Source organism: Streptomyces sp. NPDC102451, assembly GCF_044765485.1.
Taxonomy (GTDB): domain Bacteria; phylum Actinomycetota; class Actinomycetes; order Streptomycetales; family Streptomycetaceae; genus Streptomyces.
The window spans coordinates 513,489-538,409 of record NZ_JBIWKD010000004.1 but is presented as its reverse complement, the minus strand read 5'-3'; the positions used below and the strand labels follow the sequence as shown (position 1 = coordinate 538,409).

The 24,921-nt window shown below is 71.9% G+C and carries 24 protein-coding genes; 11 read left to right on the top strand and 13 right to left on the bottom strand.

The window, feature by feature from the left end; all coding sequences use genetic code 11:
- Positions 1–58 precede the first annotated feature (58 nt).
- The 4 genes from ACIRD8_RS12690 to ACIRD8_RS12675 all read left to right on the top strand — a co-directional run bounded on the left by ACIRD8_RS12690 (position 59) and on the right by ACIRD8_RS12675 (position 4,306).
- On the top strand, positions 59–1,516 hold the full coding sequence (locus ACIRD8_RS12690; protein ID WP_403989550.1) for a purine-cytosine permease family protein: 1,458 nt from the start codon (positions 59–61) through the stop codon (positions 1,514–1,516).
- 104 nt (positions 1,517–1,620) lie between these two features.
- Positions 1,621–2,217, top strand: a complete 597-nt coding sequence (locus tag ACIRD8_RS12685) for a flavin reductase family protein (protein ID WP_403989548.1) — start codon at positions 1,621–1,623, stop codon at positions 2,215–2,217.
- Positions 2,214–3,407, top strand: coding sequence for an acyl-CoA dehydrogenase family protein (locus ACIRD8_RS12680; RefSeq protein WP_403989546.1), 1,194 nt, complete (start codon positions 2,214–2,216; stop codon positions 3,405–3,407). Before ACIRD8_RS12685 ends, ACIRD8_RS12680 begins: the two co-directional genes overlap by 4 nt.
- A gap of 53 nt (positions 3,408–3,460) precedes the next feature.
- Positions 3,461–4,306, top strand: coding sequence for a fumarylacetoacetate hydrolase family protein (locus ACIRD8_RS12675; protein ID WP_403989544.1), 846 nt, complete (start codon positions 3,461–3,463; stop codon positions 4,304–4,306).
- Here ACIRD8_RS12675 and ACIRD8_RS12670 read toward each other — a convergent pair.
- On the bottom strand, positions 4,297–5,049 hold the full coding sequence (locus ACIRD8_RS12670) for a DUF4142 domain-containing protein (RefSeq protein ID WP_403989676.1): 753 nt from the start codon (positions 5,047–5,049) through the stop codon (positions 4,297–4,299). The two genes, ACIRD8_RS12675 and ACIRD8_RS12670, sit on opposite strands and share 10 nt — an antisense overlap.
- Positions 5,050–5,208: 159 nt before the next feature.
- Positions 5,209–5,979 carry a peptidyl-tRNA hydrolase gene (locus ACIRD8_RS12665; protein ID WP_403989542.1) on the bottom strand — a complete coding sequence of 257 codons (771 nt, stop codon included), beginning with the start codon at positions 5,977–5,979 and terminating at the stop codon, positions 5,209–5,211.
- Between the two features lie 73 nt (positions 5,980–6,052).
- On the opposite strand from ACIRD8_RS12665, the gene ACIRD8_RS12660 reads away from it, so the two are divergent.
- Complete coding sequence (locus ACIRD8_RS12660; RefSeq protein ID WP_403989540.1) at positions 6,053–6,730, top strand: AIM24 family protein; 678 nt, start codon at positions 6,053–6,055, stop codon at positions 6,728–6,730.
- A 67-nt stretch (positions 6,731–6,797) separates the two neighbouring features.
- Positions 6,798–6,977 (top strand): hypothetical protein, encoded by a 180-nt coding sequence (locus ACIRD8_RS12655; RefSeq protein ID WP_403989674.1) that lies wholly within the window; start codon positions 6,798–6,800, stop codon positions 6,975–6,977.
- 19 nt (positions 6,978–6,996) lie between these two features.
- Here the strand turns inward: ACIRD8_RS12655 and ACIRD8_RS12650 are convergent, their stop codons facing one another.
- From ACIRD8_RS12650 to zapE, 5 genes are all read right to left on the bottom strand, one after another.
- The gene (locus ACIRD8_RS12650; protein WP_403989538.1) at positions 6,997–7,920 is read right to left on the bottom strand and encodes a polysaccharide deacetylase family protein; all 924 of its coding nucleotides are present in this window, start codon (positions 7,918–7,920) and stop codon (positions 6,997–6,999) included.
- A gap of 117 nt (positions 7,921–8,037) precedes the next feature.
- Complete coding sequence (locus tag ACIRD8_RS12645; protein WP_403989536.1) at positions 8,038–9,414, bottom strand: alkaline phosphatase PhoX; 1,377 nt, start codon at positions 9,412–9,414, stop codon at positions 8,038–8,040.
- 182 nt (positions 9,415–9,596) lie between these two features.
- Positions 9,597–10,037 (bottom strand): peptidase inhibitor family I36 protein, encoded by a 441-nt coding sequence (locus ACIRD8_RS12640; protein WP_403989534.1) that lies wholly within the window; start codon positions 10,035–10,037, stop codon positions 9,597–9,599.
- 266 nt (positions 10,038–10,303) lie between these two features.
- A complete protein-coding gene (locus tag ACIRD8_RS12635; RefSeq protein WP_403989532.1) occupies positions 10,304–10,729 on the bottom strand; it encodes an OsmC family protein in 426 nt (141 codons plus the stop codon).
- 82 nt (positions 10,730–10,811) lie between these two features.
- The gene (zapE, locus tag ACIRD8_RS12630; RefSeq protein WP_403989530.1) at positions 10,812–11,906 is read right to left on the bottom strand and encodes a cell division protein ZapE; all 1,095 of its coding nucleotides are present in this window, start codon (positions 11,904–11,906) and stop codon (positions 10,812–10,814) included.
- 37 nt (positions 11,907–11,943) lie between these two features.
- On the opposite strand from zapE, the gene ACIRD8_RS12625 reads away from it, so the two are divergent.
- From ACIRD8_RS12625 to msrB, 4 genes are all read left to right on the top strand, one after another.
- On the top strand, positions 11,944–12,717 hold the full coding sequence (locus ACIRD8_RS12625) for a pyrimidine reductase family protein (protein WP_403989528.1): 774 nt from the start codon (positions 11,944–11,946) through the stop codon (positions 12,715–12,717).
- Positions 12,718–12,875: 158 nt separating this feature from the next.
- Complete coding sequence (locus ACIRD8_RS12620; protein ID WP_403989526.1) at positions 12,876–13,328, top strand: indole-3-glycerol phosphate synthase; 453 nt, start codon at positions 12,876–12,878, stop codon at positions 13,326–13,328.
- Positions 13,329–13,374: 46 nt separating this feature from the next.
- The gene (gene murC / locus ACIRD8_RS12615; RefSeq protein ID WP_403989524.1) at positions 13,375–14,769 is read left to right on the top strand and encodes a UDP-N-acetylmuramate--L-alanine ligase; all 1,395 of its coding nucleotides are present in this window, start codon (positions 13,375–13,377) and stop codon (positions 14,767–14,769) included.
- A gap of 9 nt (positions 14,770–14,778) precedes the next feature.
- The gene (msrB, locus tag ACIRD8_RS12610; protein WP_403989522.1) at positions 14,779–15,186 is read left to right on the top strand and encodes a peptide-methionine (R)-S-oxide reductase MsrB; all 408 of its coding nucleotides are present in this window, start codon (positions 14,779–14,781) and stop codon (positions 15,184–15,186) included.
- A 52-nt stretch (positions 15,187–15,238) separates the two neighbouring features.
- Here msrB and ACIRD8_RS12605 read toward each other — a convergent pair whose 3' ends face one another.
- From ACIRD8_RS12605 to ACIRD8_RS12585, 5 genes are all read right to left on the bottom strand, one after another.
- A complete protein-coding gene (locus tag ACIRD8_RS12605; protein WP_403989520.1) occupies positions 15,239–17,410 on the bottom strand; it encodes an MMPL family transporter in 2,172 nt (723 codons plus the stop codon).
- A gap of 40 nt (positions 17,411–17,450) precedes the next feature.
- Positions 17,451–18,005 (bottom strand): TetR/AcrR family transcriptional regulator, encoded by a 555-nt coding sequence (locus tag ACIRD8_RS12600; protein ID WP_403989518.1) that lies wholly within the window; start codon positions 18,003–18,005, stop codon positions 17,451–17,453.
- 376 nt (positions 18,006–18,381) lie between these two features.
- On the bottom strand, positions 18,382–19,107 hold the full coding sequence (locus ACIRD8_RS12595) for a GntR family transcriptional regulator (RefSeq protein WP_403989516.1): 726 nt from the start codon (positions 19,105–19,107) through the stop codon (positions 18,382–18,384).
- 36 nt (positions 19,108–19,143) lie between these two features.
- Complete coding sequence (locus ACIRD8_RS12590) at positions 19,144–19,620, bottom strand: hypothetical protein (protein ID WP_403989514.1); 477 nt, start codon at positions 19,618–19,620, stop codon at positions 19,144–19,146.
- Between the two features lie 94 nt (positions 19,621–19,714).
- Positions 19,715–22,129 carry a GTPase-associated protein 1-related protein gene (locus tag ACIRD8_RS12585; RefSeq protein WP_403989512.1) on the bottom strand — a complete coding sequence of 805 codons (2,415 nt, stop codon included), beginning with the start codon at positions 22,127–22,129 and terminating at the stop codon, positions 19,715–19,717.
- A 196-nt stretch (positions 22,130–22,325) separates the two neighbouring features.
- Here ACIRD8_RS12585 and ACIRD8_RS12580 point away from each other — a divergent pair, with 196 nt between their 5' ends.
- Positions 22,326–23,162: an alpha/beta fold hydrolase gene (locus ACIRD8_RS12580; protein WP_403989510.1), complete on the top strand. Its 837-nt coding sequence runs from the start codon at positions 22,326–22,328 to the stop codon at positions 23,160–23,162.
- Between the two features lie 61 nt (positions 23,163–23,223).
- Here ACIRD8_RS12580 and ACIRD8_RS12575 read toward each other — a convergent pair whose 3' ends face one another.
- Positions 23,224–24,816 (bottom strand): MFS transporter, encoded by a 1,593-nt coding sequence (locus ACIRD8_RS12575; protein WP_403989508.1) that lies wholly within the window; start codon positions 24,814–24,816, stop codon positions 23,224–23,226.
- Positions 24,817–24,921: the final 105 nt, after the last annotated feature.

Genomic DNA, 24,921 nt, shown 5'->3' with positions numbered 1-24,921 from the left:
TGTCACGTCCGGCGTACGGGACGCCGCGCGGACGCTCTTTCCCCGAGGGGTAGCACCTGTGTCTGCATCAACCGGAACTCCCAGATCAACCGAGTCGGCGCTGGCCGCCGCTGCCGAGGACCACGCCCTCGTCAGCGTGCCGGAGTCGGAGCGCAGGAGCGGCTACCAGCTCGCCCTGAGCCCGATCAGCGTCGCCACCGCGCTCGTCGTCTTCGCCATCGCGGGCTTCACCGTCGTCCTCGCCGGTTTCACGGTCGGCCTGACCGTCGGTGTCCTGGTCGCGGCCTTCGCCTTCCTCCTCGGCAAGGCGCTCGGCCGGATGGCCTTCGAGACCGGCATGTCCTCCACCATCACCTCCCGGTTCTTCGGGTTCGGCTTCATGGGCTCGGCGATCGGCTCGGTCGTTTTCGCGTTCATGATCCTCGGATTCCTGGCCATGGAGGCGGCGCTCCTCTACCAGGGGACGCTGCTGATGTTCGACCTGTCGGACTCCTGGACCACGCGCATCCTCGTCTACGGCCTCATGACGCTGCTGTGGATCGCGCTCGCCATCTTCGGGCTCAAGTTCGCGCTGCGCGCGTCGGGTGTGCTGACGGCCGTCACCATCGCCGTCACCCTCTACATGATCATCCAGATCTATGTGATCCAGGGCGCGGACCCGATGGACGTGTTCACCTACCCGGGCGTCGTCCAGGGCGGGCTCTGGCCGCGCTTCGAGTCCGCGATATCCGTCATGGGCGCCACCGCGGGAACCATCGCCCTGGTGACCACGGACTTCGCCCGCTACTGCCGGAACCGCCGGGACGTCACGATCCTGGCCTCGGCCGGCCCCGTCACCCAGAACATCGTGATGACCGTCCTCGGCTCGCTGGTCGTGATCGGCGGCATGCCCGAGGTCGTCGCGTACCTGCTCGCCCACAACGCGGGCATGACCGAACCGGAGGCGGCCGCCGCCGGCAGCAGCTTCGTCATGCAGAACACCGGTGCCTTCTTCGTCGTCTTCGCGGGCTGGACCGGCTTCGTCACCATCTACGCCGCCCAGGCCAAGGCCCAGGCCATCAACGCCTACTCCGGCTCGCTCTCCTTGGTCAACCTGGTCGACACCCTCACCGGATGGAAGCCGGGCAGGGCGGCGATGGTGGTGATCGGCAACATCATCGCCCTGGTGATGATCGCGGCCGGAATCCTGGAGAGCTTCAGCACCTACCTTGCGTACCTGGGAGCCATGACCCTCGGGATGTGCGGGGTGATGATCGCCGACTACTACCTGGTGCGGCGCACCCGGTACGACAAGGGCGCCCAGCGGGTGGAGAAGTGGAACTGGGCCGGGGTCATCACCCTCGCCCTCTCCGCCGCCGTGGGCATGGCCCTGATGGCCACCGACGTCTTCCCGCTCGGCTTCCTGGTCTCCTTCGTCCTGGCGCTCGCCGTCTATCCGGTGCTGCGCCACCGGATGCCCGAGGGCACCGCGACCTCGTTCGTCTCGGGCGAGGAAGCCGTCGAGGAGGCCCACTGACCCCGGCCGGCGGGTACGTCCGCCACACACGGCGGGCGTACCCGCCGGCCGCCCCCTCCGGCCCGGTCCACGGGCCTGACCCACGATTCACGCAGGAGGTCGGAATGACCGACATCATGTGGGACGCCGAGATCTATGAGAAAGCAGCCGACGCCAAGACCCTCGCGTCGAGCGCCGCTGTCCCCTCGCTCGCCGACCCCCGTCAGCTCCGCAACACCCTGGGCAACTTCGCCACCGGCGTCGTCGTCCTCACCTACCGGTCGGGAGACAGCTACTACGGCGTCACGGTGAACTCGTTCACCTCGGTGTCCATGGACCCGCCGCTGGTGCTGGTCTCCATCCAGCGCACCTCACGCTCGCTGACCTATCTGCTGGAACGGCCGTTCACGGTCAACGTCCTCGGGGACAACCAGCTCGACACGGCCCTGCACTTCGCGGGCAAGCCGCAGGCGCACCCCGTCGAATGGGTCACGGACGGCCTGGCCCCGCGCATCAACGGCTCGCTTGCCTACTTCGAGTGCACCCCGTGGGCGGGGTACGACGGCGGCGACCACGTGCTGGTGCTCGGCCGGGTCATGAACTACGGCCAGCAGGACGACACCCGGCCCCTGCTCTTCTACCGCGGCCGGTGGAGCGCCCTGGCCGAGGAATCCGACGACACCGCGCAGGACCGCGCGCAGGGCGAGAGGAACCGGACATGACCCGCCGGACGGACACGAGCACCAGGATCTCCACGCTGCTGGAGCGCCTCGACGCGATCCATCCGCTGCTCCAGGCCGAAGCCGCGGACAGCGAGAGGCTGCGCCGTCCCACACCGGCGGTGCAGGACGCCCTCCGGGACAGCGGGATCTTCACGCTGATGGTGCCTGCCGCACTCGGCGGCATGGAGGCCTCGCCCGTGGAGATGCTGCAGGTCATGGAGCGGCTGTCGCACGCCGACGCCTCACTGGGATGGCTCGTGCGCGCCGTGGCGAGCGAGACCGCGACCGCGGCCGTCCGTCTGGGCGAGGAGGCGGTCGCCGAGCTCTTCTCCGACGGCAGCTGCCCGCTGGTGGGCGGACAGTCCACCTCCTTCACCGGCCGTGCCGTGCGCGACGAGGAGGCCGGCGGCTACCGCGTGAACGGTGTCTGGCAGTTCGCCCCCGGAGTGTCGATGGCCACGCATCTCAACCTGGCGGTGACGGTCGACGGCACGGAAGAACGCCTCGTCTGCCTCGTCCCCCGCGCGTCCGTGCGGATCACCGACAACTGGGAGATGCTCGGGCTGCGCGCGACCGCCAGCCTCGACTACCGCGCGGAGGACGTCTTCGTCGAGGACCGGTTCGTCTTCGGCATCGGTCCCGTCCACGCCCGCCCGGCCCGCTCCATGGAGGGGCTGAGCCCCGCCCTGCTGGCCGGTCTGCACCAGGCCGCCTGGTCGCAGGGGGTCGGCCGGCGGATGCTCGACGAGCTGCGGGACCTGACCCGTCGCAGGGACCCGGCCGAGGGCTCGCCCGTGACCAGCGACGAGTTCTTCGGGGAGTTCGCCCGGCACTTCTCGCACGTGCGGGGCACCATGGCCCTGCTGCGGGAGACCTGGGAGACCAACGAGGCGGTCCTGGCCACCGGAGCGCAGCTCAGCGACGAGCAGGAGACGATGTCCCGGCTCGCGTGCAGCCTCGCCACCCGCACCGCGCTGGAGATCAGCCAGCTGGTGCACCGCTTCGCGGGCGCCCAGGTCATGCGGGACGGGGCCCTCCAGCGCTTCTTCCGCGACAGCCACGCCGGGAGCCAGCACCGCGGTTCCTCGCACATCGTGACGCAGAAGTGCGGACGGATGCTGTCGGGCACCCTGCCGGCCGGTGCGCACTGGGGGTTCTTCGACCTCGTCGTCCCCGGAACCGCCGCCTGAGCCCTCCCGATTCCGCGACCCCCACACGCCCCCTCGGGGCGGCAAGGAGAGACATGAGACTGGCAACTGTGCGCACGGCCACCGGGACGGCCGCGGCCCGGGTGGACGCAGACGTGCTCACCGAGATCCCCGGCCACCGCGACGTCGGTGCCCTGCTGGCCGACGAGAACTGGCGGGAGACCGCGGCCGGGGCCGCCGGCCCCCGGCACCGCCTGGGCGAAGCCGCGCTCGACGCCGTCGTACCGAACCCGTCGAAGGTGCTGTGCGCCGGGCTCAACTACACCGGGCACATCAAGGAGATGGGCCGGGAGCTTCCGGCTCACCCGACGCTCTTCGCCAAGTTCGCCGACACGCTGACCGGCCCCGGGGACCCGGTGGAGGCCGTCGCCGAGGACCCGGAGATGGACTGGGAGGGCGAACTCGCCGTCGTCGTCGGCCGCACCGCCTACCGGGTCGGCGAGGAAGAGGCGGGCGCGTACATCGCCGGCTACACGGTGGCCGACGACATCTCGATGCGCGGCTGGCAGTACCGCACGACGGAGTGGCTCCAGGGCAAGATCTGGGCGCGCACGACTCCGCTCGGCCCGGTCATGGTCACCCCGGACGAGTTCGACCCGGCGGGCGCCGTGCTGCGTACCGTGGTCAACGGCACCACCGTCCAGGAACACGCCCTCTCCGACCTGCTGTTCAGCCCCGCGCAGCTGGTGGCGTACGTCTCGACGATGGTGCCTCTGCGGCCCGGTGACCTGATCCTCACCGGTACGCCCGGCGGGGTGGGGAGGGCCCGGACCCCACGCTGGTACCTGAAGCCCGGGGACCTGGTGGAGGTCTCGGTGGACGGCATCGGGACGGTGTCCACCCCGATCGTCCCTCCGTACGGGGGAGGGTCTCAGGGCTGAGGCAGCGGAGCCATCGTCGGTGGCACCGGGCGGGACGTGAACGACTGGTCGCCGCTCGGAGTCACCGGCACCGGCACCTGCGGGACGCCGCCCCCCGAGGGCGCGGGCGGCCCCGACGGGCTGGCCGTCGAAGCGCCGGCCGCTTCACGCGCCAGGCCGTCGAAGTCGACGAAGCCCGTGCGCTCCAGCATCGTGATGTGGTCGAGCACCGTCTGGTTGGCGTCGGAGGCCAGCTGCCGGATCAGTGAATTGCGCGTGGTGTGCCGGACCTGCGCGATCAGCGCGAACACCTTGCCGTGCGCGGCGCGCAGGAGGTTGGCGAACTTCTGCTCGTACTCCTGGCCGCTGGCGGCGGTGAGCTCCCTGAGCCAGCCCTGCTGCTGCTCGTTCGGCTGGTTCGGGAGCTCCACGCCGAGCTTGGCGGCCACGTCGCGGGCCCGTCGGTCCAGGTCCGTGTGGCCCACCACCAGGTGATCGCCGGCGAGCTTCACCCCTTCGCTGGGCGCGCGCTCGATGGCCTGCTGCCCGGCGGGCAGTTCCCACAGCCCGGCGAGACGCACCTTGACCAGGAAGTCCCGGTCGGTGGCGGAGAGCGGGCCCCACTGGGTGGCGACGCTGGACGCGTTCAGATTGGCCTCGCCGGTGCCGGAGCGGTCGGCGTACGACCACACGGGGAAGGCGAGCGCGCCGAGCGTGGCGACCAGTGCGGCGATGATGAGGGCCGTTCCGTTGATGCGTCGCAGCAAGATGGTCTCCCGGGCCGGTGTGTGACAACGTCGAATCAACCGCCAACTGATTCGTCGCTCAACCTACTTGGCGGTAATGCCGGTGCGGCAGTACCGGGAGGTACGTATATCGGCGCAGGGATGTTCAGCCGGCCGGGCTTCCGGCCCCGCGACCGTTCAGCGGCGCAGGGCCGGGTGGTCGGCGACGACCGTGCAGGATCCCGGGGCGACCTCGGTGAAGCCGGCGTCCCGCACCACCGGCAGTCCGCTCGCGGTCAGTTCGCGCCAGCGGGCGGCGTCCGGGGTGGCGACGGAGAGCGGGAACCCCGCCTCGCGCCACGCCTTGCGCTCCGTGTCCGACAGCTCCCACCAGGCGAGCTGCGCACCGTGCCCGGCCTGGGCCATCGCCTTGCCCGCCGACATGGTGACGTCCGGATTCATCCACAGCACCGGACCGGCCGGATCCGGCGCCGCGGGGGCCTCCGGGTCGTCCAGGTCCGTGCCCGACACCTGGAGCTTGGCCAGCTCCTTGGGCCAGCCGTCCAGGGGCACCGGCGGGAACACCCGGACCTCCGCGTGCTCACCCGTGACCGTGATCCCCGGCAGCGCGGACGCCCTGCGCCACTCAGCGCCGCGCGCCCGCCGCACCACCTTGCGGATCCGGGCGTCCTGCCAGTCCCGCACGGCCTGCGCCCACTCGCCCTCGCCCTCGGCCCCCACCTCGTCCTCGCCGAGCGAGCGGGGGTCCGAGAGGATCGTGAGCACCGCGCGGGCCGCGGTCACCAGGGCGTCGGTGCGCGCCGGGGGATCGGTCTTCTCCAGGTGCACCACCAGCGGCAGCACGAACTGCGGGGCCTCGTCACGGGCCGTGGGCTCCGTACGGAAGGGACTGTCGGCGGGGGCCTCCGGAGAGGCGGGAAGGGGCTCAGGAATGCTGTCGCTGCTCACGCATCCAGTCTGCCAGGCACCTCCGACAACCCGTTCTTGGCGGAACGGAGGGCTCCGGGTGAGGATGCACGGCATGAAGAGCGACCTCTTTGCAGGCGAGCACATGGCGCAGCAGGCCACGGCCCCCGGCATGACCCTGCAGAACGCCAAATCCATCAAGTACGCCGTCAACGGCGAGATGCACGCACGTCAGGGATCGATGATCGCCTTCCGGGGCGATCTCCGGTTCGAGCGCAAGGGCCAGGGCATAGGCGGCATGCTCAAGCGCGCCGTGACCGGCGAGGGCCTGGCCCTGATGGCGGTCACCGGGCAGGGCGAGGCGTGGTTCGCCCACGAGGCGGCCAATTGTTTCATCGTGGACATGGAGCAGGGCGACGTCCTGACCGTCAACGGCCGCAACGTCCTCTGTTTCGACGCGAGCCTCTCCTACGAGATCAAGACCGTGAAGGGCGCCGGAATGACCGGTGGAGGCCTCTTCAACAGCGTCTTCAGCGGATACGGCAAGCTCGGCCTGATCTGCGACGGCCACCCCATCGTGATCCCCGTGACCCCGCAGCAGCCGGTGTACGTCGACACGGACGCGGTCGTCGGCTGGAGCGCCCAGCTCTCCACCTCGCTGCACCGCTCGCAGAGCTTCGGCTCGATGGTGCGCGGCGGATCGGGCGAGGCGGTCCAGCTGATGCTCCAGGGCGAGGGATTCGTGATCGTACGCCCCAGTGAGCTCAAGCCGGAGAAGCCGTCAGCTCATTGATGCTGCGAGGAGTGGGTCGCCGGTACGGGCGCCGCGGGTGAGTACGCTCGTACGCATGGACGAACGCATGGACGATGCGTACTGCGGGACGCCCGCGCCGGACCCCGCGCCCGTGGACGCGGGACCGCCGTACGCCGAGTGCGTGCTCTGCCGGAAGCCCACCGAATACCCGGAGTCGACGAAGGGCGCCACCCTCTGCCCGGTCTGCGCCTGGCAGGAGGCGGAGCGCACCGCCTGCTCGGGCTGACTCCCGGGCGGGGGTGAGCTCAGCCGCGCATCAGCTCGGAGACCTTGACGAAGCGGTAGCCGCGCTCGCGCAGCTCCGGGACGATCCTGCGTACGGCGTCCTCGGTGACGGGTGCCGCGCTGCGGGTGCAGTGCATGACCACCAGCGACCCGGGCTCCACCCCGTCCAGCACCTGCTCCGCCACGGCGTCCGCGTCCGTGGCGAAGGCGTCACCGCTGACCACGTCCCACTGGACCGCGGTCACCCCGGTGGGGGCCAGGGCCTTCAGCGAGGCGTCGTCGTAGCAGCCGCCGGGGAAGCGGAAGTACGGGACGACATTGCGCGCCCCCGTCTTCCGGATCGCGGTGAAGGCCCGCTCCACCTCGCGCCGCATGTCCGGCTTCCCGACGGTCGGCAGCCCGTAGCACGGGGACGAGAAGGCGTAGTGGCTGAACGAGTGGTTGGCGATCTCGAACAGGGGGTCGGTGCCGATCGAGCGGGCCTGGACCGGATACTCCTGGGCCCACATGCCGGTCATGAAGACCGTCGAAGGGACCTTCAGTCGGCGCAGCGACGTGATCAGCGCGGGATTGTCGAAGTGCTCGCCCTCGGCGGCCCGCTGCCCCTGGTCCGCCGTCATGTCCGCGTCGAAGGTGAGGGCCACGACCTTCTCGGCCCCGGATGCGCCGCCGGCCCCGCCCCGCGCACCGGCACCGGCACCGGGCCCTGGTCCCTCGTCCGCCCGTCGCTCGAAGACCGGCGTGAGACCACCGGGGCCCGGGGCCAGGACGGGCGGCCCGCTCTCCGGCACCCGCGACGGGGACGCGGAACCCTTCGCGGGTCCCGTCGCCGGTGCCGTGGACGGTCCCGGAGAGGCCGTCGGAAGTGCGGCGGTCCTGGAGCGGGTGTCCTCCGGGGACCCGCAGCCGGCGAGCACCCCACCCAGAACAGTAAGCACGATCATCGTACGAACGGATTTGATCACTGAGGGACGCTAGCCGGTGGTGCACCGGATCGTGCTCACGGCGCTCCGGCCGCCCGCCGGGCGGGCGGCCGGATCACCCGTCTGCTCACGCCCCGGTCAGTGCCAGGGGCCCGTCACCGCGAAGGTCGTCCCCGGCGTGTAGCAGTTCACGAACATCGTCCCGCCGTCCGGGGAGAACGTGACGCCCGCGAACTCGCCCCACTCCGGCTCCTCGGCCGTCCCGATGTTCTGCCGGCCCCGGGCCATCGCGTAGACATCGCCGCGCCGCGTCACCCCGAGCACGTGCTGCGCGCCGCCGCCGTCCTCGCAGACCATCAGCCCGCCGCCAGCGGCGAGACAGATGTTGTCCGGGGACTCGCCCGGCAGCTGGACGTCTGTGTCCGGGCCGAAGACGATGACCAGGGTGAGCCGGCGCCGCTTCGGCTCGTACCGCCAGACCTGGCCGAAGTGGTCGGCGGCCGAGCCCTCCGAGCTGTGCGCGAAGCTGGAGACGAAGTACACCGAGGAACCGCCCCAGTAACAGCCCTCCAGCTTCTGGGCGTGCGTGATGCCCTTCGGCCCGAAGTCCTGCAGCCGGATCGGCGTCTCCGCAGCCTGCGGATCCGGTACGGGCACCCACTCGACCCGGTCGAAGCTCGCACCCGTCTCCTGGATCACGGAGAGGTCGGGTACGCCGGGTACCCGCATGGCCTCCAGTGCGCCGCCGGCCCGCAGGGAGCCGGTCCCGCCGAGCGGCTTCTCGGGGAGGAAGCGGTAGAAGAGCCCGAACGGCTTCTCGAAGGCGTCCTCCGTCTCGTACACGATGCCGTTCTGCGGGTCGACCGCGATGGCCTCGTGCTGGAAGCGCCCCATCGCGGTCAGCGGTACGGCGCCGGTGCGGCGCGGATCCGCGCCGTCCACCTCGAAGATGAAGCCGTGGTCCTTCGTGTAGCCGTTGGTGCCGGCCCTGTCCTCGGTCTCCTCGCAGGTCAGCCAGGTGTTCCAGGGGGTGGGCCCGCCCGCGCAGTTGACGGCCGTGCCCGCGATGGCGACGCGCTCGCCGCGTACGTTGCCGCGGCCGTCGAGTTCGAGGGCCGTACAGCCGCCCTTGCCCATGGGGTCGTAGGTGAGGCCCTCGATCGTGGGGACCGCGATCTTCGCGGTCGCGCGGTTCTCGTGGTTGCGGACGAGGTGGACCCGCCCGTTGCGGCCGGCGAAGGCCGACATGCCGTCGTGGTTGCTGGGGACCTGGCCCTCGCCGGAGCGGAGCTGGTCGCCCTCCCGGGAGAGCACCCGGTAGCGGAAACCTTTCGGCAGATCGAGCAGGCCGTCCGGGTCCGGCAGGAGGGGGCCGTAGCCGCTGTGGCCCCTGGCGTCGGCGGTGCCGGAGAAGAGTTCGGTGAAGGCCCCGGTGAAGGCGACCGAGGCGGCGGTCGCGGCGCTGCCGGCCAGGACCTGTCGTCGTGTGGCGAGGTGACGCGGTGCGGATGACATGAGGCAACTCCCTGTTGGCGGACAGGTGAAGTGACGTGCTCGGTCAGGCCTGCCCCGTGGGACGCCCTCGTGAACACTGTCATGCTCATGTTTAAATCTGGAGTCGGTGGAGGGCCTCTCTCCCGCCCGTCGGCGGGGGAGAGGCCCTCGGCGGTCACAGGTCGCGCGGTGGACGGGGCCGGTCAGCCGCAGGCGCCGGTGATCCACTGGTGCGAGCGCAGCGCACGGCCCTGCGTGAAGTTGCCGCCCTTGCCCTGCGGGGTGCAGCCGACGCGGTTGGAGTAGCTGGCGCCCGAGTAGTAGGCGACGCCGGACTTGCTGCTGGTGCCGGCGTTCCACACGGACCTGGCCAGGGTGCCGTTCTTGGCCCAGGAGCACTGGAGGCTTCCGGCGTACCAGTCGGGGTCGGCGTCGAGCCAGGTGCACTTCGAGCCGGTGTAGTTGGCCCCGGACCAGAAACAGACGTGTCCGGAGGCGCAGGAGGCGGCCGCGGCGGCCGACTGTGCCGCGGTGGGCTGGCTCACGGTGTTCGATGCCGCCCCGGCCTGGCCGGGGAGGGCGACGACCGCCGCGCAGGCGGCGGCCATTCCGAGTGCGGCCTTGACCTTCTGGAGTCGATTCATGGCAGTGCTCCTTCACGAGACCGATGCGTTCCGGTGAGCGCGGAAGTTCTGGCCCCGGGGCCGCGCCCTTGCGCCAGTGAGTATTCCTGCGGAACGAGTGCCGACTGCCTTGCTTCGAAGGGCAATTGCTGCCGACCATGTGCAGGATGCTGCCAGCCGGAATGCCCGGTTCGCCGCCGGATCCGGGCAGCCCGGCCACGCCGCCGGGTGCGCACACACGTGTCCCCCGGGAGGCGCGGCCTCCCGGGGGATGGTGGTGCGGGTGCTCAGGCCAGCGACGCGGTGAGCGTGATGGTGGTGCCCGAGAGCGCCTGGCTGACCGGGCAGTTCGCCTTGGCGTCCTCGGCGGCCTTCACGAAGCCCGCCTCGTCGAGACCCGGAACCGAGCCCTCCACCGTGAGGTGGATACCGGTGATGCCGGTGCCGGGCTGGAAGGTGACCTCGGCCTGGGTGTTCAGGCGGGTCGGCGGGGTGCCCGCCGTGGCGAGACCGTTGGAGAGTGCCATCGAGAAGCAGCTGGAGTGCGCGGCCGCGATGAGCTCCTCCGGGCTGGTCTTGCCGTTCGCCTTCTCCGCGCGGGCCGGCCAGGAGACCGGATACGCCCCGATCCCGGAGGAGTCGAGGGTGACAACGCCGTTGCCCTCGAGCAGGTTGCCTTCCCAGACCGTGTGCGCCTGACGCGTGGTAGCCATGCTGATCCCTTCAAACGGTGTGCGCGGTTGTACGAGGATGGCGGGCACTCCGTCGTGCCCGGCCGGTGTCACGCCCCCGAACCTACTGCGCCACCAGTCCCTTTGCGTCGCGCGCCAGCGCGGTCAGCCGCGAGATCGCCCGGAAGTACTTCTTCCGGTACCCGCCGTTCAGCATCTCGTCGCTGAACAGCCGGTCGAAGGGGAGACCGGAGGCGAGCACCGGGACCTCACGGTCGTACAGCCGGTCGGCGAGCACCACCAGGCGCAGCGCCGTCGACTGGTCGGGCACCGGCTGCACATCGGTGAGGCAGACCGCCGTGATCCCGTCGGTCAGCGCGCCGTACCGGCTCGGGTGGACCCGGGCGAGGTGGTCGAGCAGGGCCGGGAAGTCGTCGAGCGAGGCGCCCGCCGTCGCGTACGCGGCCCTGGTGACCTGCTCGTCGGAGTACGGCGGCGGGGCCTCGGGCAGCCCCCGGTGGCGGTAGTCCTCGCCGTCGATCCGCAGCGGCCGGAAGTGCGCGGAGAGCCCCTGGATCTCGCGGAGGAAGTCGGCCGCGGCGAAGCGGCCCTCGCCGAGCTTGCCGGGGAGCGTGTTCGAGGTGGCGGCCAGTGCGACACCCGCCTCGACGAGCTTGCTGAGCAGGGACGACACCAGGACGGTGTCACCCGGGTCGTCCAGTTCGAACTCGTCGATGCAGAGCAGCCGGTGCCCGCTCAGGGTCTGCACGGTCTGCTGGAAGCCCAGCGCGCCGACCAGGTTCGTCAGCTCGACGAAGGTGCCGAAGGCCTTGAGCGACGGTGCGGCGGGGGTCGCGTGCCAGAGGGAGGCCAGCAGGTGCGTCTTGCCGACGCCGTACCCGCCGTCGAGATAGACCCCGCGCGGCCCGGCGGGGGCGGCCTGCTTTTTCCCCCCGAACCACCTGCGCTTTCCCGATCCCGTCGCATGCGCCCCGCCGAGCCCCGCGGCGAACGAGCTGAGGACCTCGACCGCCTCGGTCTGGCTCGGCTGGTTCGGGTCGGGTACGTACGTATCGAAACGCACCGAGTCGAAGCGCGGCGGCGGCACCATCTCACCGACCAGTCGGTCGGCGGGGACGCGCGGCTCTAGGGCGCACAGGGACTGCGGGGCCGTTTCGGCTATGGGGCTCTGCCCCGGCACGGCTGTGGAGGACGACACAACTCTCCACCTTAAAGCCCGTGCCAGACTGCTGGGCATGCGACGCCTGCTCCCTGTGACGGACCTGACAACCCCAGCCGCTTCCGCCGCCGACCGTGAGTGGACGCTCGACGAGCTGGCCGACGCCTATGCGTATCCCGAGGACGGGCGCCCCTGGCTCCGCGCCAACATGGTCTCCACTCTGGACGGCGCCGCCCAGCACGACGGCCGCTCCCAGGGCATCTCGTGCCCCACCGACATGCGGATCTTCGGCACTCTGCGCGGCCTGGCCGACGCGGTCGTCGTCGGCGCCGAGACGGTGCGCCTGGAGGGCTACCGGCCCGCGAGGGCCCGCGAGGCCTTCGCCGCCCGGCGTGAGGCGGCGGGACAGGGGCCCGCCCCCGCCATCGCGGTCGTCAGCGCGAGCCTGGACCTCGACTTCTCACTTCCGCTCTTCACCTCGCCGCTGGTCCCGACCTTCGTGATCACCGGGGCGACGGCGCCCTCGGACCGGGTCCACGCGGCCCGTGAGGCGGGGGCCGAGGTGCTGTTCGCCGGGGACGGGGCCGCCGTCGACCCGGGGCGTGCGGTCGCCGCACTGGGCGAACGGGGCTTCAGCCGGCTCCTCACCGAGGGCGGGCCGCGTCTGCTCGGCCAGTTCGTGGCGGCCGGGGCGCTGGACGAACTCTGCCTGACCCTCTCCCCGCTGCTCACCGCCGGAGACGCGCAGCGCATCGCGGGCGGTCCCGCCCTCCCCGTGCCGGAACGTTTCTCCCTCATCTCGCTCCTGGAGGAGGCAGGATTCCTCTTCACCCGGTACGGGAACATCTGACACTTAGCGGAATTACCCGTTCCGGTTAGCTCCGGGTGGGCACACTTAGTCCTGCTACCCCGTGCAATTGCGGGGAAGGATGGTTTCAGCAACAGCGGCCGTCCCCGCGGCCGACGAGATGAAGCGGAAGGGCGCCTGTCGTGTTCACAAGCGTTTTGATGATCGAGAAGCCCCTCACCCCCGAGGACGTGGAATTCGTCACGACCCTCCACGGCGAGGAGCAGATCTCGTTCGTCGTGCTGATGCAGCCCCGCAGCGACCAGGCCGACGTGCTGCTGCGCGCGATCGACGACGTGGCGATCGGTGAGCTCCGGGAAGCCGTGCGCGAAGGGGAGCAGCCGGAGGGCAAGGAGGCCAGGGAGCCGGCCGAGATGGCGCTGGAGTACTCGCTGCGGGAGCTGCGCGAGGCAGGCTCGGAGGCCGTCGGACAGGTGGTCGAGGACCACCCCCTGGACAAGCTGAAGACCGTCGTCGACGACTCCGGCGCCGACGAGGTCATCGTGCTGACGGCCCCGCACTACGTCGAGGAGTTCTTCCACCGCGACTGGGCCTCCCGGGCCCGTCACAAGGTCGGCGTACCGGTGCTCAAGCTCTTCGCGCACAGCGAATAGGCTGGGGGCGGACCCAGACCCACCGAACAGCTCGGGAGAGACACGTATGGCACCCGGTATTCCTGCCGCCCTGGAACGGCCGCACTTCATCGGCATCGGCGGCGCCGGAATGTCGGGCATCGCGAAGATCCTCGCCCAGCGCGGCGCGAAGGTGGCGGGCAGCGACGCCAAGGAGTCCGCCACCGCCGAGGCCCTGCGCGCGCTGGGAGCGACCGTCCACATCGGGCACGCCTCCGGGCACCTGGCCGACGACGCGACCTCGGTGGTCGTCTCCAGCGCCATCCGCGCCGACAACCCCGAGCTGGTCCGCGCCGCCGAGCTGGACATCCCCGTCGTCCACCGCTCCGACGCGCTCGCCTCCCTGATGGACGGCCTGCGGGCCATCGCGGTCGCCGGCACGCACGGCAAGACCACCACCACGTCGATGCTCGCCGTCGCCCTGTCCGAGCTGGCACTCGACCCCTCGTACGCCATCGGCGGCGACCTGGAGGGCCCCGGCACCAACGCCACGCACGGCGCTGGCGACATCTTCGTCGCCGAGGCCGACGAGAGCGACCGCAGCTTCCAGAAGTACGCCCCCGAGGTCGCGATCGTCCTCAACGTCGAGCTGGACCACCACGCGAACTACGCCTCGATGGACGAGATCTACGAGTCCTTCGAGACCTTCGTCGGCAAGGTCGTCCCGGGCGGCACCCTGGTCGTCGCCGCCGACCAGCCCGGCGCCGTCGAGCTGACCCGGCGGGTCCGCGAGCTCTCCTCCCTCACCGTCGTCACCTACGGCGAGTCCGAGGGCGCGGACGTACGCGTGCACAAGGTCACCCCGCGCGGCCTGACCAGCGAGGTCACGGTCGTCCTCAACGGCAAGTACCTCACCTTCACGGTGTCCGTGCCGGGCCGCCACTACGCGCACAACGCGGTCGCCGCGCTCGCCGCCGGAGTCGCCCTCGGTATCCCCGCGCACAACCTGGCCTCCGCCCTCGGCAAGTACACCGGGGTCAAGCGCCGCCTCCAGCTCAAGGGCGAGGCGGCCGGCGTCCAGGTCATCGACTCGTACGCCCACCACCCCACCGAGATGACGGCCGACCTGGAGGCCATGCGGGGCGCGGCGACCGAGGCGCGCCTCCTGGTGGTCTTCCAGCCCCACCTCTTCTCCCGCACCCAGGAGCTCGGCACGGAGATGGGCCAGGCCCTCGCCCTCGCCGACGCCTCGCTGGTCCTGGACATCTACCCGGCCCGTGAGGACCCGGTCCCGGGCGTCACGAGCGCGCTGATCATCGACGCCGCGAAGGCCGCGGGCGCCGACGTCACGGCCGTCCACGACAAGGCCGCGGTCCCCGCCGCCGTCGCGGGAATGGCGAAGCCCGGCGATCTGGTTCTCACCATGGGAGCGGGCGATGTCACCGACCTCGGCCCGCAGATCCTGGACCACCTGTCGAGCTGAGGAGCCACCGTGTCGTACGACATCGAGAAGCCGGACGAGCAATGGCGGGCGGAGCTGTCCCCCGCCGAGTACGCGGTGCTGCGCAAGGCCGGCACCGAGCCCGCTTTCGTGGGTGAGTACACCGATACGAAGACGGCGGGCGTCTACTCCTGCCGTGCCTGCGGTGCGGAGCTGTTCCGCTCCGACACCAAGTTCGAGTCGCACTGCGGCTGGCCGTCCTTCTACGACCCGAAGGACAGCGACGCGGTCGAGCTGCTCCAGGACAACACCATGGGCATGACCCGCACCGAGGTGCGCTGCTCCCGCTGCGGCTCCCACCTGGGGCACGTCTTCGAGGGCGAGGGTTACCAGACACCCACGGACCAGCGGTACTGCATCAACTCGATCTCGCTGACGCTGGCGCCGGACGAGAGCTGAGCGACCGCACCCCGGTGCCCCCGGCCGCCTCGGGCCGGGGGCACCGGTGCGTTCACGTCTTGACGAGCTCGACCGGCTCCCGCTGCACCGGGATCTCCCGCTGCAGCCGCTCGCCCTCGATGTCGAGGTCGGGCAGGATCCGGTCGACGGGGCGGGGCAGCCACCACGCCGCGCGTCCCAGAAGGTGCATGACCGCCGGCACGAGGGCCATTCGTACGACGAAGGCGTCGACGAGCACACCGATCGCCAGGGCGAACCCGATGGACTTGATGATCGGGTCGGGCATGAACACGAATCCCCCGAAGACGGCCGTCATGATCACCGCTGCGGCCGTCACCACGCGTCCGTTGTGGCCGACACCGCTGATGACCGACTCGCGGGCGTCGGCGCCGTGGACGAAGTCCTCCCGCATGCGCGAGACCAGGAAGACCTCGTAGTCCATGGCCAGCCCGAAGAGGATGCCGATCAGGAGGATGGGCAGGAAGCTGACCAGCGGCCCGGGCGTGTCGAGGCCGACCAGCTCCGCCAGATGGCCTTCCTGGAAGATCGCGACGGTGATCCCGAAGGTGGCGCCGATGGTCAGCAGGAAGCCCAGGGCCGCCTTGAGGGGCACCAGGACCGACCGGAAGACGAGCATCAGCAGCAGGACGGACAGCCCGACCACGAGCAGGAGGTAGACCGGCAGCGCGGCGGCGAGCTTCTCGGAGACGTCGATGCCGACCGCGGTGGCGCCGGTCAGCGAGACGGTGGCGCCCTCGACGTCCGCCACCCGGTCACGGATCTCGTTGACGGTGTCCTCGGTCGCGGCGGCGGTCGGGCCGGTCTCGGGGATCACGGCCAGCAGGGCGGTGGTGCCCTTCTCGTTCATCTGCGGGGCGGCGACGGCCAGCACCCCGTCGGTGTCGGTGATCAGCGCGGCGGTCTCCTCGGCCGCCGCCCCGGTCGCCCGAGCGGTGTCGCCCGACACCACGGCGACCAGCCGGCCGTTGAAGCCCTCGCCGAACCCTTCGGTCGTCAGGTCGTACGCCTCGCGGTTGGGTGAACCGACCGCCTCGGTGCTCGCGTCGGGCAGCGCCAGGCGCATGTCCTGCACGGGCAGGGCGAGGGCGCCGAGCCCGACCACCCCGAGGACGAGGACGGGCACCCGCAGCCGTGCCACGATCCGGCCCCAGCGGAAGCCGAACCCGGCCTCGGCCCCGGCGGGGGCCGGGGCGGGTGCCCGGTCCCGGGTCCGCTGCTTGCGGGGCAGTACGCGGGCGCCCGCGAAGCCGAGGACGGCCGGCAGCAGGGTGAGGGACACCAGCACCGCGAGAGCGACCGTGGCCGCGGCGGCCAGGCCCATGACCGTCAGGAAGGGCACCCCGGCGACGGCGAGCCCCGCGAGCGCGATGACGACGGTGGCACCCGCGAACACGACGGCCGAACCGGCGGTCCCGGCCGCCCGGCCCGCCGCCTCCTCCCCGTCCATGCCCTCCAGGAGGTAGTGGCGGTAGCGGGAGGTGATGAACAGGGCGTAGTCGATGCCGACCGCCAGGCCCAGCATGAGCGCCAGGATGGGCGCGGTGCTGGTCAGCTCCACCGTGCTGCTGAGGGCGAACAGCCCCGCCATGCCGGCCGCCACGCCGACCAGCGCGTTCAGCAGGGTCATGCCCGCGGCCACCAGGGAGCCGAAGGTGAGGACCAGGACGAGGGCGGCGACGGCCACACCGATGATCTCGGTCGAACCGATCTCCGGCACGCCCCGCATGATCTCGCCGCCGTGCTCGACCCGCAGACCGGAGACGGACGCACCCGCCTCGGTGAACGCCTCCCGCTGTGCGTCGGTGATGCCGTCGACACCGGACGCGAACTGCACCTGGATCAGGGCGTAGCGGCCGTCCTGCGAGACGGCCTTGGAGACGAAGGGGTCGACGGCCGCGAGCACACCGGGAACCTCCGCGGCCTCCCCGGTCACGGGAGCCACGGCCGCGGGCGTGAGCTTCCCGCCCTCGGGCGCGGCGACGACGATCGTCCCCGTTGCGCCGCCCGCCTGCGGGAACTCCCTGGCGAGTGAGTCCAGGGCCTTCTGGGACTCGGTGCCGGGGATCGAGAACTTGCTGGTGGTGGGCCCGCTGAAGGCCGCGGCGCCCCCACCGAGCAGCGCAAGCAGCAGGAGCCAGAGGGCGAGGACACGCCCTCGGCGCCGGAAGGACAGCCGGCCGAGCCGGTACAGCAGTATGGCCATGCGAAGGACGCGTCTTTCTCTTCGGTCGGGACGGCTTCGGTCAGCTTCCGCCGGTCGGATGCCCGAGGGTTCTCAGTGCTCCCTGGACCAGTTCGGCACGCATCGCGCCGGGCTCGACATCCACGCCGGCCGCGACCGTGACAGCCACGCCACCGATCACCATCTGCGCCGTCACCTGCGCACGGGGCTCGTCCGAACGGCCGGCCAGCGCGGCCGCGAGCTGGTCGACGGCCCGGGGGATGACGGCCAGCACCGGATGGCCGAGCATGTCGGGCAGCTCGGCGAAGATGATCTTTATTTCGAGGTGGAAGCGCATGGCGAGGCCGACGTAGCCCGTGACGGCGGCTTCGACGGCCTGACCGCCGGTCAGCGCGGCCAGCTCCTCGCCCAGGGCGGAGAGCCCCTCGGCCGGAGGGGTCAGCAGCTCGGTGAGGATCGCGTCCTTGCCGGCGAAGTGGTACAGCAGGGACGCCTTGGAGCAGTGCGCCTCGACTGCGATGTCGTGCAGCGAGGTTCCCTTGAAGCCGTGCTCGGCGAAGAGGCGCAGTGCGGCGTCGAGGATCTGACGACGCATCGCGGAAGGCGGACGTGGCATGGGGCCACCGTAGCTGACCGATCGGTCAGAGCTGACCGATCGGTCAGGCGATTCGGGTGACCCACGCCACATCCGGGCCCGTGGGGCTGCTACTGCGGCCGGCTCCGGCCGACGGGCTCCCGTCGCGCGCCACGACGGCTCCGCCGTGCACGACCATGTCCCGTCGGGGCATGTCCACGACGACCTGGGGCAGGCACTCGCCCCGCACCAGGTGGGCCGATGGCTACCGGAATTTGTATACCAAGCATCGGACCACGGGCAAGGGTCATGTCGCCGAAGGGCAGGAATGCGGGATTTGAGGTCATCGGAGCCCGAGGTGGCACCCCATTGATCCGGCTTGGTATACAAGCTGCGATCTGCAGGCCCCTGCCAGGCGTCAGGCGTCGCCGAAGAGTGAGCGCAGGGCGACCGCTCGGCTGTCGCGCACATGCAGGAGGGTGCAGGCCACGGCGGCCTCCACGTCGCCGGCGGAGATGTGCCGGAACATCTCCGCGTGCTGGGCCCGCATGCGGGCGGGCTCCTCGCGCATGCCGAACAGCAGCCGGAGCTGCCAGCTCAGCTGCTCCATGGTGCGTGCCAGCAGGGGATTGCCCGACATCGCCACGACGCCCTCGTGGAAGGCGGTGTGGGCGGCCACCTCGCGCGTCCCCTCGTCCGACGCGGCGGCCGACTCGGCCTGGCGGAGGGTGGCTTCGAGAACGGCCAGCCCGCCGGTCCGGCCCGCCGTCACGGCACGGGCCGCGAGCCGCGACGCCTGGACGGCCAGCGGCTCCCAGACCTCGTACAGGTGCTCGACATCGGCGTATTCGAGGCGGCGCACCCGGACGCCGCTGTGGGGGAGCAGCTCCAACAGGCCTTCCGCGACCAGCGCGCGCAGAGCCTCGCGCACGGGCACGCGGGACATGCTGAGCTCCTCGGCGACCTCCCGCTCGACGAGGCGGGCGCCCTGCGCGTAACGCCGGTCGACGATGCGCTGGAGGACGGCTTCACGCGCCCGCGCGCTGAGCGAGGCCGGAGCCGGCGCTCCCGGTGCTGGTGCTCCCGGTGTCCCCGGCGCCCGTGAACCGCTGTCGCTTCCGTCCGCCACCTGTTCCGCCTTCATCCGCAGCCTCGTCCGGTGCGATCCCGACGAAGGACCCTAGTCCTCGTCGGACCCGGACTCCGCGGCCGCCTCGGCCCGCAGCAGCGGGTGCGCCACCCCGGGGAACACCCGGGCCCGCACGACCTCCTCGGCCGCACCGCCCTGCACCACGGTCTCGGCCACACCCCACGGACGTCCCGCCAGGTGGACGGTGAGCGTGTACGAGGACGAGCAGCCCATGCACTCGTAGCGGTCCGCCCAGACCTCGACCTCGGTGACGCTGCCCGGGTAGCGCTTCACATGCCGGTGCCGGGCGTGGCAGTGATCGCACGTCTCGCCCGGCTCACACGTACCGCCGCAGGGGCACGGCACGTCCAGCGACTCCGCGGGCCGCCACCGCTGGACGAGCAGGGCCTCACGGGTCGCCCCCATGTCCTTCATCGCCTTGAGGTTCCGCGCGGCGACGTTGTACGACTCGCCGGTCGCGGCCATCCGGTCCCGGATGACGTCCTTACGTCCGCGGTTCGTCGTCATGCCGTCTCCTCCTGGGTGTCACGCAGCCCGTCAGGAGGCACACGAGATCAGAACGTCCCACGGTACCTGCCGCCAAGGGCGCACCACGACCTCGTCACGTCCTGCGCACCCGCCCCGCGATGCGCCTGCCGAGGCGCCCCAGCGAGCGGGACGGCCGGTTCCAGGCCCGGAACGCCTCCAGGGTGCGGCTGCTCCCCTCACGCTCCACGGCCTCCTCCACCCCCGCCAGCTCCTCCGGGGACAGGGCGCGCACCGCGGGGCGGAGCACCTCCTCCAGCAGCGCGGTCCTCGTCCGGGTCCAGTCGCCGCCCGCGTGCGGGTGGGCGTTCCATACGGTGAAGCAGTCCGCCACGTACGCGGGATCCGCCCGCAGCAGCGCCAGGACCGTGTCGCGGCGGGCCGCCCTGCCGTACGCCGCGATCAGGTCCTCGTCCCCGCTGTGCACGAACGCGTACAGCTCGTCGCCCGGCCGGCCGGGAGCGAGCAGTCGGTCGCACAGTGCGCCGAAGGCGTGCTCCAGGGCCAGGGGCTCCGCCGGTTCTGCGCGGCTGCGGAGCGTACGGGCGTGGTCCGCCCAGCCGGGTTCCGCCGTTCCCGCGCGGAGGTCGCGGGCGAAGTCCAGCAGCATCAGGCAGGCGCGTACCCGGGCGCCGATCTCCTGCGGGAAGCCTTGCAGCAGGTCGTGGGCGAGCTCGGCGGCGTCCTCGTCGTCGCAGGGCGCGGCGAGCGCGGCGTCGACCAGGCGTGCCCAGGTGCCGGCCGTCCGGTGGGCGTCGGACGTGGTCTCGCCCAGCAGCGACCTGGCCTCACCCGCGGTCGGGGTGTCCTCGCCCCACACCAGGCCGACGGCGGTCCGCAGCACCAGCGGCTCGGCGAACGGCGACATGCCCGCCGCACGCAGCACCGTGTGCAGGATCTCGACCCGGTCGGCGCCCCGTGCCTTCGCCCCGGGCGCCTCCGCGCACATCCGCAGATGCGGCAGCGCCTGCGTCCCCGTGAAAGGGAGGGACACCAGGGTCAGCAGACGTTCCGTGTCCGCCGGGCGGTCCGGGGCGAGCCGGTCCAGCTCGCCCAGGAGCGCCGTACGGACGTCGAACTGCTCGTCCAGCAGGTCGGGAAGCGCACGGCACTCGCCCGGCTCGGGGCCGTCGAGCAGCGCGCGCGCCAGCCGGCCCACCGCGCCGGGAAGCAGCTCCGCGCAGTCGACACCCAGCAGCCGGACGATCCGCAGCAGCTGCACGGCTCGTGCGACACCTCCGGACACCCCGGCGGAGAGCTCGGCCAGCACCTCGTCGCCGAGCTCCTCGACCAGCGCGGCGAGCACGCGCTCCCCGGCGGGCTCCTCGAACGCCGAACGCGCGGGCGGCTCCAGGAACACATCGCTGCCCCGTACCGCCTCCGTGACCAGCAGCGCGGCCAGCGGCGCGGTCACGGACGCGGGGCAGCGGCCGTCGAGCGCCGTCAGCAGCCGGAGCGCCGCGGCGCACTCGGCGGCCGTACGGTCGTCGGCGGGCGCGGTCAGCGCGTCGGTCAGCTGCCGGGTGCGCTTCTCGTCCAGCGCGTACGGCCGCTCGGCCGCCCAGTCGGCCGCCGCCGCCCGCTCCTCGGACCCGAGCGCGATGCCGGCGCCGAGCGCCGTGACGGCGAGCGGCCCGGCGGCGAACGGCTCGCCCGGCAGCTCCGCCGCCTCCCGGAACAGCTCGGGGGACCGGCTGCGCCAGATCCGGGCGGCCGTCCCCGCCCAGGCGTCGTCCACCGTCCCGGAGGGGCGCGGACCGGAGGCGGCGTGCACGCGGAAGCGGGGATCGCGGGCATCGGGCGCGTCCTCGGGAAGGACCCCGATGACCTGGTGCGTGGTGCGCCCGGGCTGCCGGGTGTACGTCGTGAAGGTCAGCCGCTCGGCATGCTCCCTGGGCAGCACGGCCGTGGCCAGCGCGACCCACCGGACCACATCGGCGCTCTGCCGCTCCACGAGCACGACGGGCGGCGCGGACGGGTCCTCGCTCACGCGGCGCAGATCGCTGAGCACGGCGGCGAGCCACGGACTGCGGGCCACGGCGAAGTCACCGAGGCCCTCCCTGGTGAGCCCCCGCGACGGCCCGTGCGCGGTGACCATGGAGGTCAGGGGATCGGGCGGCATGCGGTCGGGCGTCGTGGAGAGCCACCCCGCGCCACCCCACGCGGCGACCGGGAGCACCCGGCCGGGTATCGGCGTACCGGGCAGGAGGTGCACGGCGTGGGCGTGGAACCCGCCCGCACCCGTGGCCACCGTACGGCTGAGCAGATGGCTGCCGTCGGAGAGCAGGACGAAGCCGAACGCCACCGGCAGCGCCCGGAGTTGGGCATCGGGGAGCCGGTCGGGAGTGCCCGCCGGAGCGTCGTACGCGAGGAGGGGCGCGGCCTCCGCGCGCACCGGCCCGGGTATCGCGGGGTCCACGGCGGTGAACCTGCCGGCGGGCTCCCCGTCCCCGGGCGTGACGGAGGTGTAGTGCAACTGCGGGAGGCTCATGCGTAGGCCCTCATCGTCCCTGCCACGTGCGTCCCCGTCACACGCACCGGCCGCCGCTCGCCGCCCTGTCGGTGCGGCCCGGCCCGGCGGAGCGACGACCCCGGCGGGGAGCTTTCCGTAGTCGTGCGGGCGACGCTATCAAGCCCTGACGCCCCGTTGGGCCGCACGCGGCAGCAGGACGCCCTAGGTTGGCCGTATGACCGACGTGACGCTTTCCGCGGGAGTGGTGGAGTACGAGGACACCGGTGGCGACGGGCCCGTGGTGGTCCTGCTCCACGGGGTGGCGATGAACGGTTCGCTCTGGCGTCACGTCGTCGCCGGGCTGCGCCCCGACTACCGGTGCGTCGTGCCCACACTGCCGCTGGGCGCCCACCGCAGGCCGATGCGCCCGGACGCCGATCTGACGGTGCTCGGAGTCGCCCATCTGGTGGCGGAGTTCCTGGAGGAGCTGGACCTCCACGACGTCACCCTGGTGATGAACGACTGGGGCGGGGCCCAGGCCCTCGTCGCGGAGGGCCGGGACCAGCGGATCGGCCGGCTGGTCATCACCTCCTGCGAGGCGTTCGACAACTATCCGCCCGGTCTGCCCGGCCGCAATCTGGCCGTCGCGGCCAGGACGCCCGGCGGGCTGCGGCTGGCCTTCGCGCTGCTGAAGCTGAAGCCGATGCGCAGACTGCCCCCGACCTGGGGGTGGATGAGCAAGCGGCCGGTCCCGCACGACGTGATGGACGACTGGCTCCGGCCCCTGTGGACCTCCGCGGCGATCCGGCGGGACCTGCGGGCGTACATCGTCGGGGTGCCGCCCCGGGACGTGCTGCTGGGGTGGGCGGAGGCGCTGCGTACGTTCGACCGGCCCGCGCTCGTCGTCTGGGCGGCCGAGGACAAGGTCATGCCGCCCGAGCACGGCCGGAGGCTGGCGGAGATGCTGCCGAAGGGCGAACTGGTGGAGATCGCCGACAGCTTCACGCTCATCCCCGAGGACCGGCCCGGGCCGCTGACCGAGGCCATCAGGGAGTTCGCACCGCTGTCCTGACGCCGCCCGGCCGGGTGCGGAGCGCCTGGAAACGCGCTCTCCCACCCGTCCGGGGCCGGTCTCAGTCCTCCGAGCCCTCCGGTGCGGTGCGGCGGCGCATGCCGAACCCGGCGAGCAGCGCGCCCGCGGCACAGAGGGCCGCGGTGACGATCACGGCGGTGTGCATGCCGTTCATGAACGCGTTGCCGCTGCCCTCGATCACGGCGGCCCTCAGCTGCGCGGGCATGTCGGCCGAGACGGGTGAGACGCCCATGGACACCGCGTCCTTGGCCTCCTCGAAGCCCGCCGCCGTGCCGGCCGGGACGCCGGCCGAGGTCAGCTCGCCGGTCAGGGTGGAGCCCACCTTCGAGCTGATCAGGGAGACCAGCACGGACGTGCCGAGCGCGCCGCCGATCTGCAGCGAGGTGGCCTGCAGCCCGCCGGCCACCCCGCCGTCCTTCCTCGGCGCGTTGCCGACGATGGCGTCGGAGGACGCGGACATCACGATGCCGACGCCCAGGCCGATCGCGAGGAACGGCGGCCACAGGGAGGCGTACGAGGAACCGGCGTCCCAGGTCAGCATCCACAGGGCGGCCGCGGTCTGGAGGGCCATGCCGACCGGCATGGTGACCCGCGGGCCGAAGCGCTGGGTCAGGGCGGCGCCGAGCGGCGCCGCCACCACGGTGGCCAGGCTGAACGGCAGGGTGCGGACACCGGCCTCGACCGGGGAGAAGCCGCGCACGTTCTGCAGGTACAGCATCACGAAGAAGATGACACCGAGCATCACGAAGAAGTTGACCGCGGTGACGATCGCGCCGATGGCCAGCGAGCGGTTACGGAAGAGCCGCATCGGCAGCAGCGGGTGGGCGAGCCGGGTCTCGTACCAGCAGAAGCCGGCCAGCACGACCAGGCCCGCGGCGATCGATCCCAGCGTTCCGGCGGAGGCCCAGCCCCAGGTCTCCCCCTTGACCACGCCGAAGATCAGGGCGACCAGGCCGACGGCGAGCAGGACCACGCCCGGTACGTCGAAGCGGTGGTGCCCGGTGGAGTCCTTGCTCTTCGGCAGGACGAACAGGCTGAAGACCAGCGCGGCGACGCCGATGGGGGCGTTGATGTAGAAGACCGACTCCCAGTTGACGTGCTCGATGAGCAGACCGCCGACGATCGGGCCGAGCGCGGTGGAGCAGGACGCCACCATGGCCCAGAGGCCCACGGCCATGCCGAACTTCCGCGGCGGGAAGACCGCCCGCAGGAGACCGAGGGTGTTGGGGATCAGCAGGGCGGCGAACAGGCCCTGGACCGCGCGGAAGGCGATGACGCCCTCGATCGAACCGGAGAGGGCGATCGCCACCGAGGCCAGCGTGAAGCCGAGGGTGCCCGCCATGTAGACCGCGTGCCGCCCGAAGCGGTCACCGAGCTTGCCGCCCAGGATCAACAGGGCGGCCATGGCGATCAGATAGGCGTTGGTGACCCACTGGAGGTCGGCCGTGGACGCGCCGAGGTCCCGGCCTATCTCCGGGTTGGCGATCGCGACGACGGAGGAGTCGAGGTTGACCATGAACAGGCCGACGGCCACGGCGATCAGCGTCAGCCAGGGGTTGCCGCGCCTGCCCCGGTGCACGTCGGGTGGACTGCTCTCGGGCAGGGCGGAGGGGTCCACGGTGGTGGAGGACATGCGTGAGCCTTGTCTGTGAAACGTCGGACGACGAGAAGAGGTGCCCCGGCTACGAGGGCCGCGCGGCGGCCACGCCAGGGGAACCGGCCGCGCCCGGGAACCGGG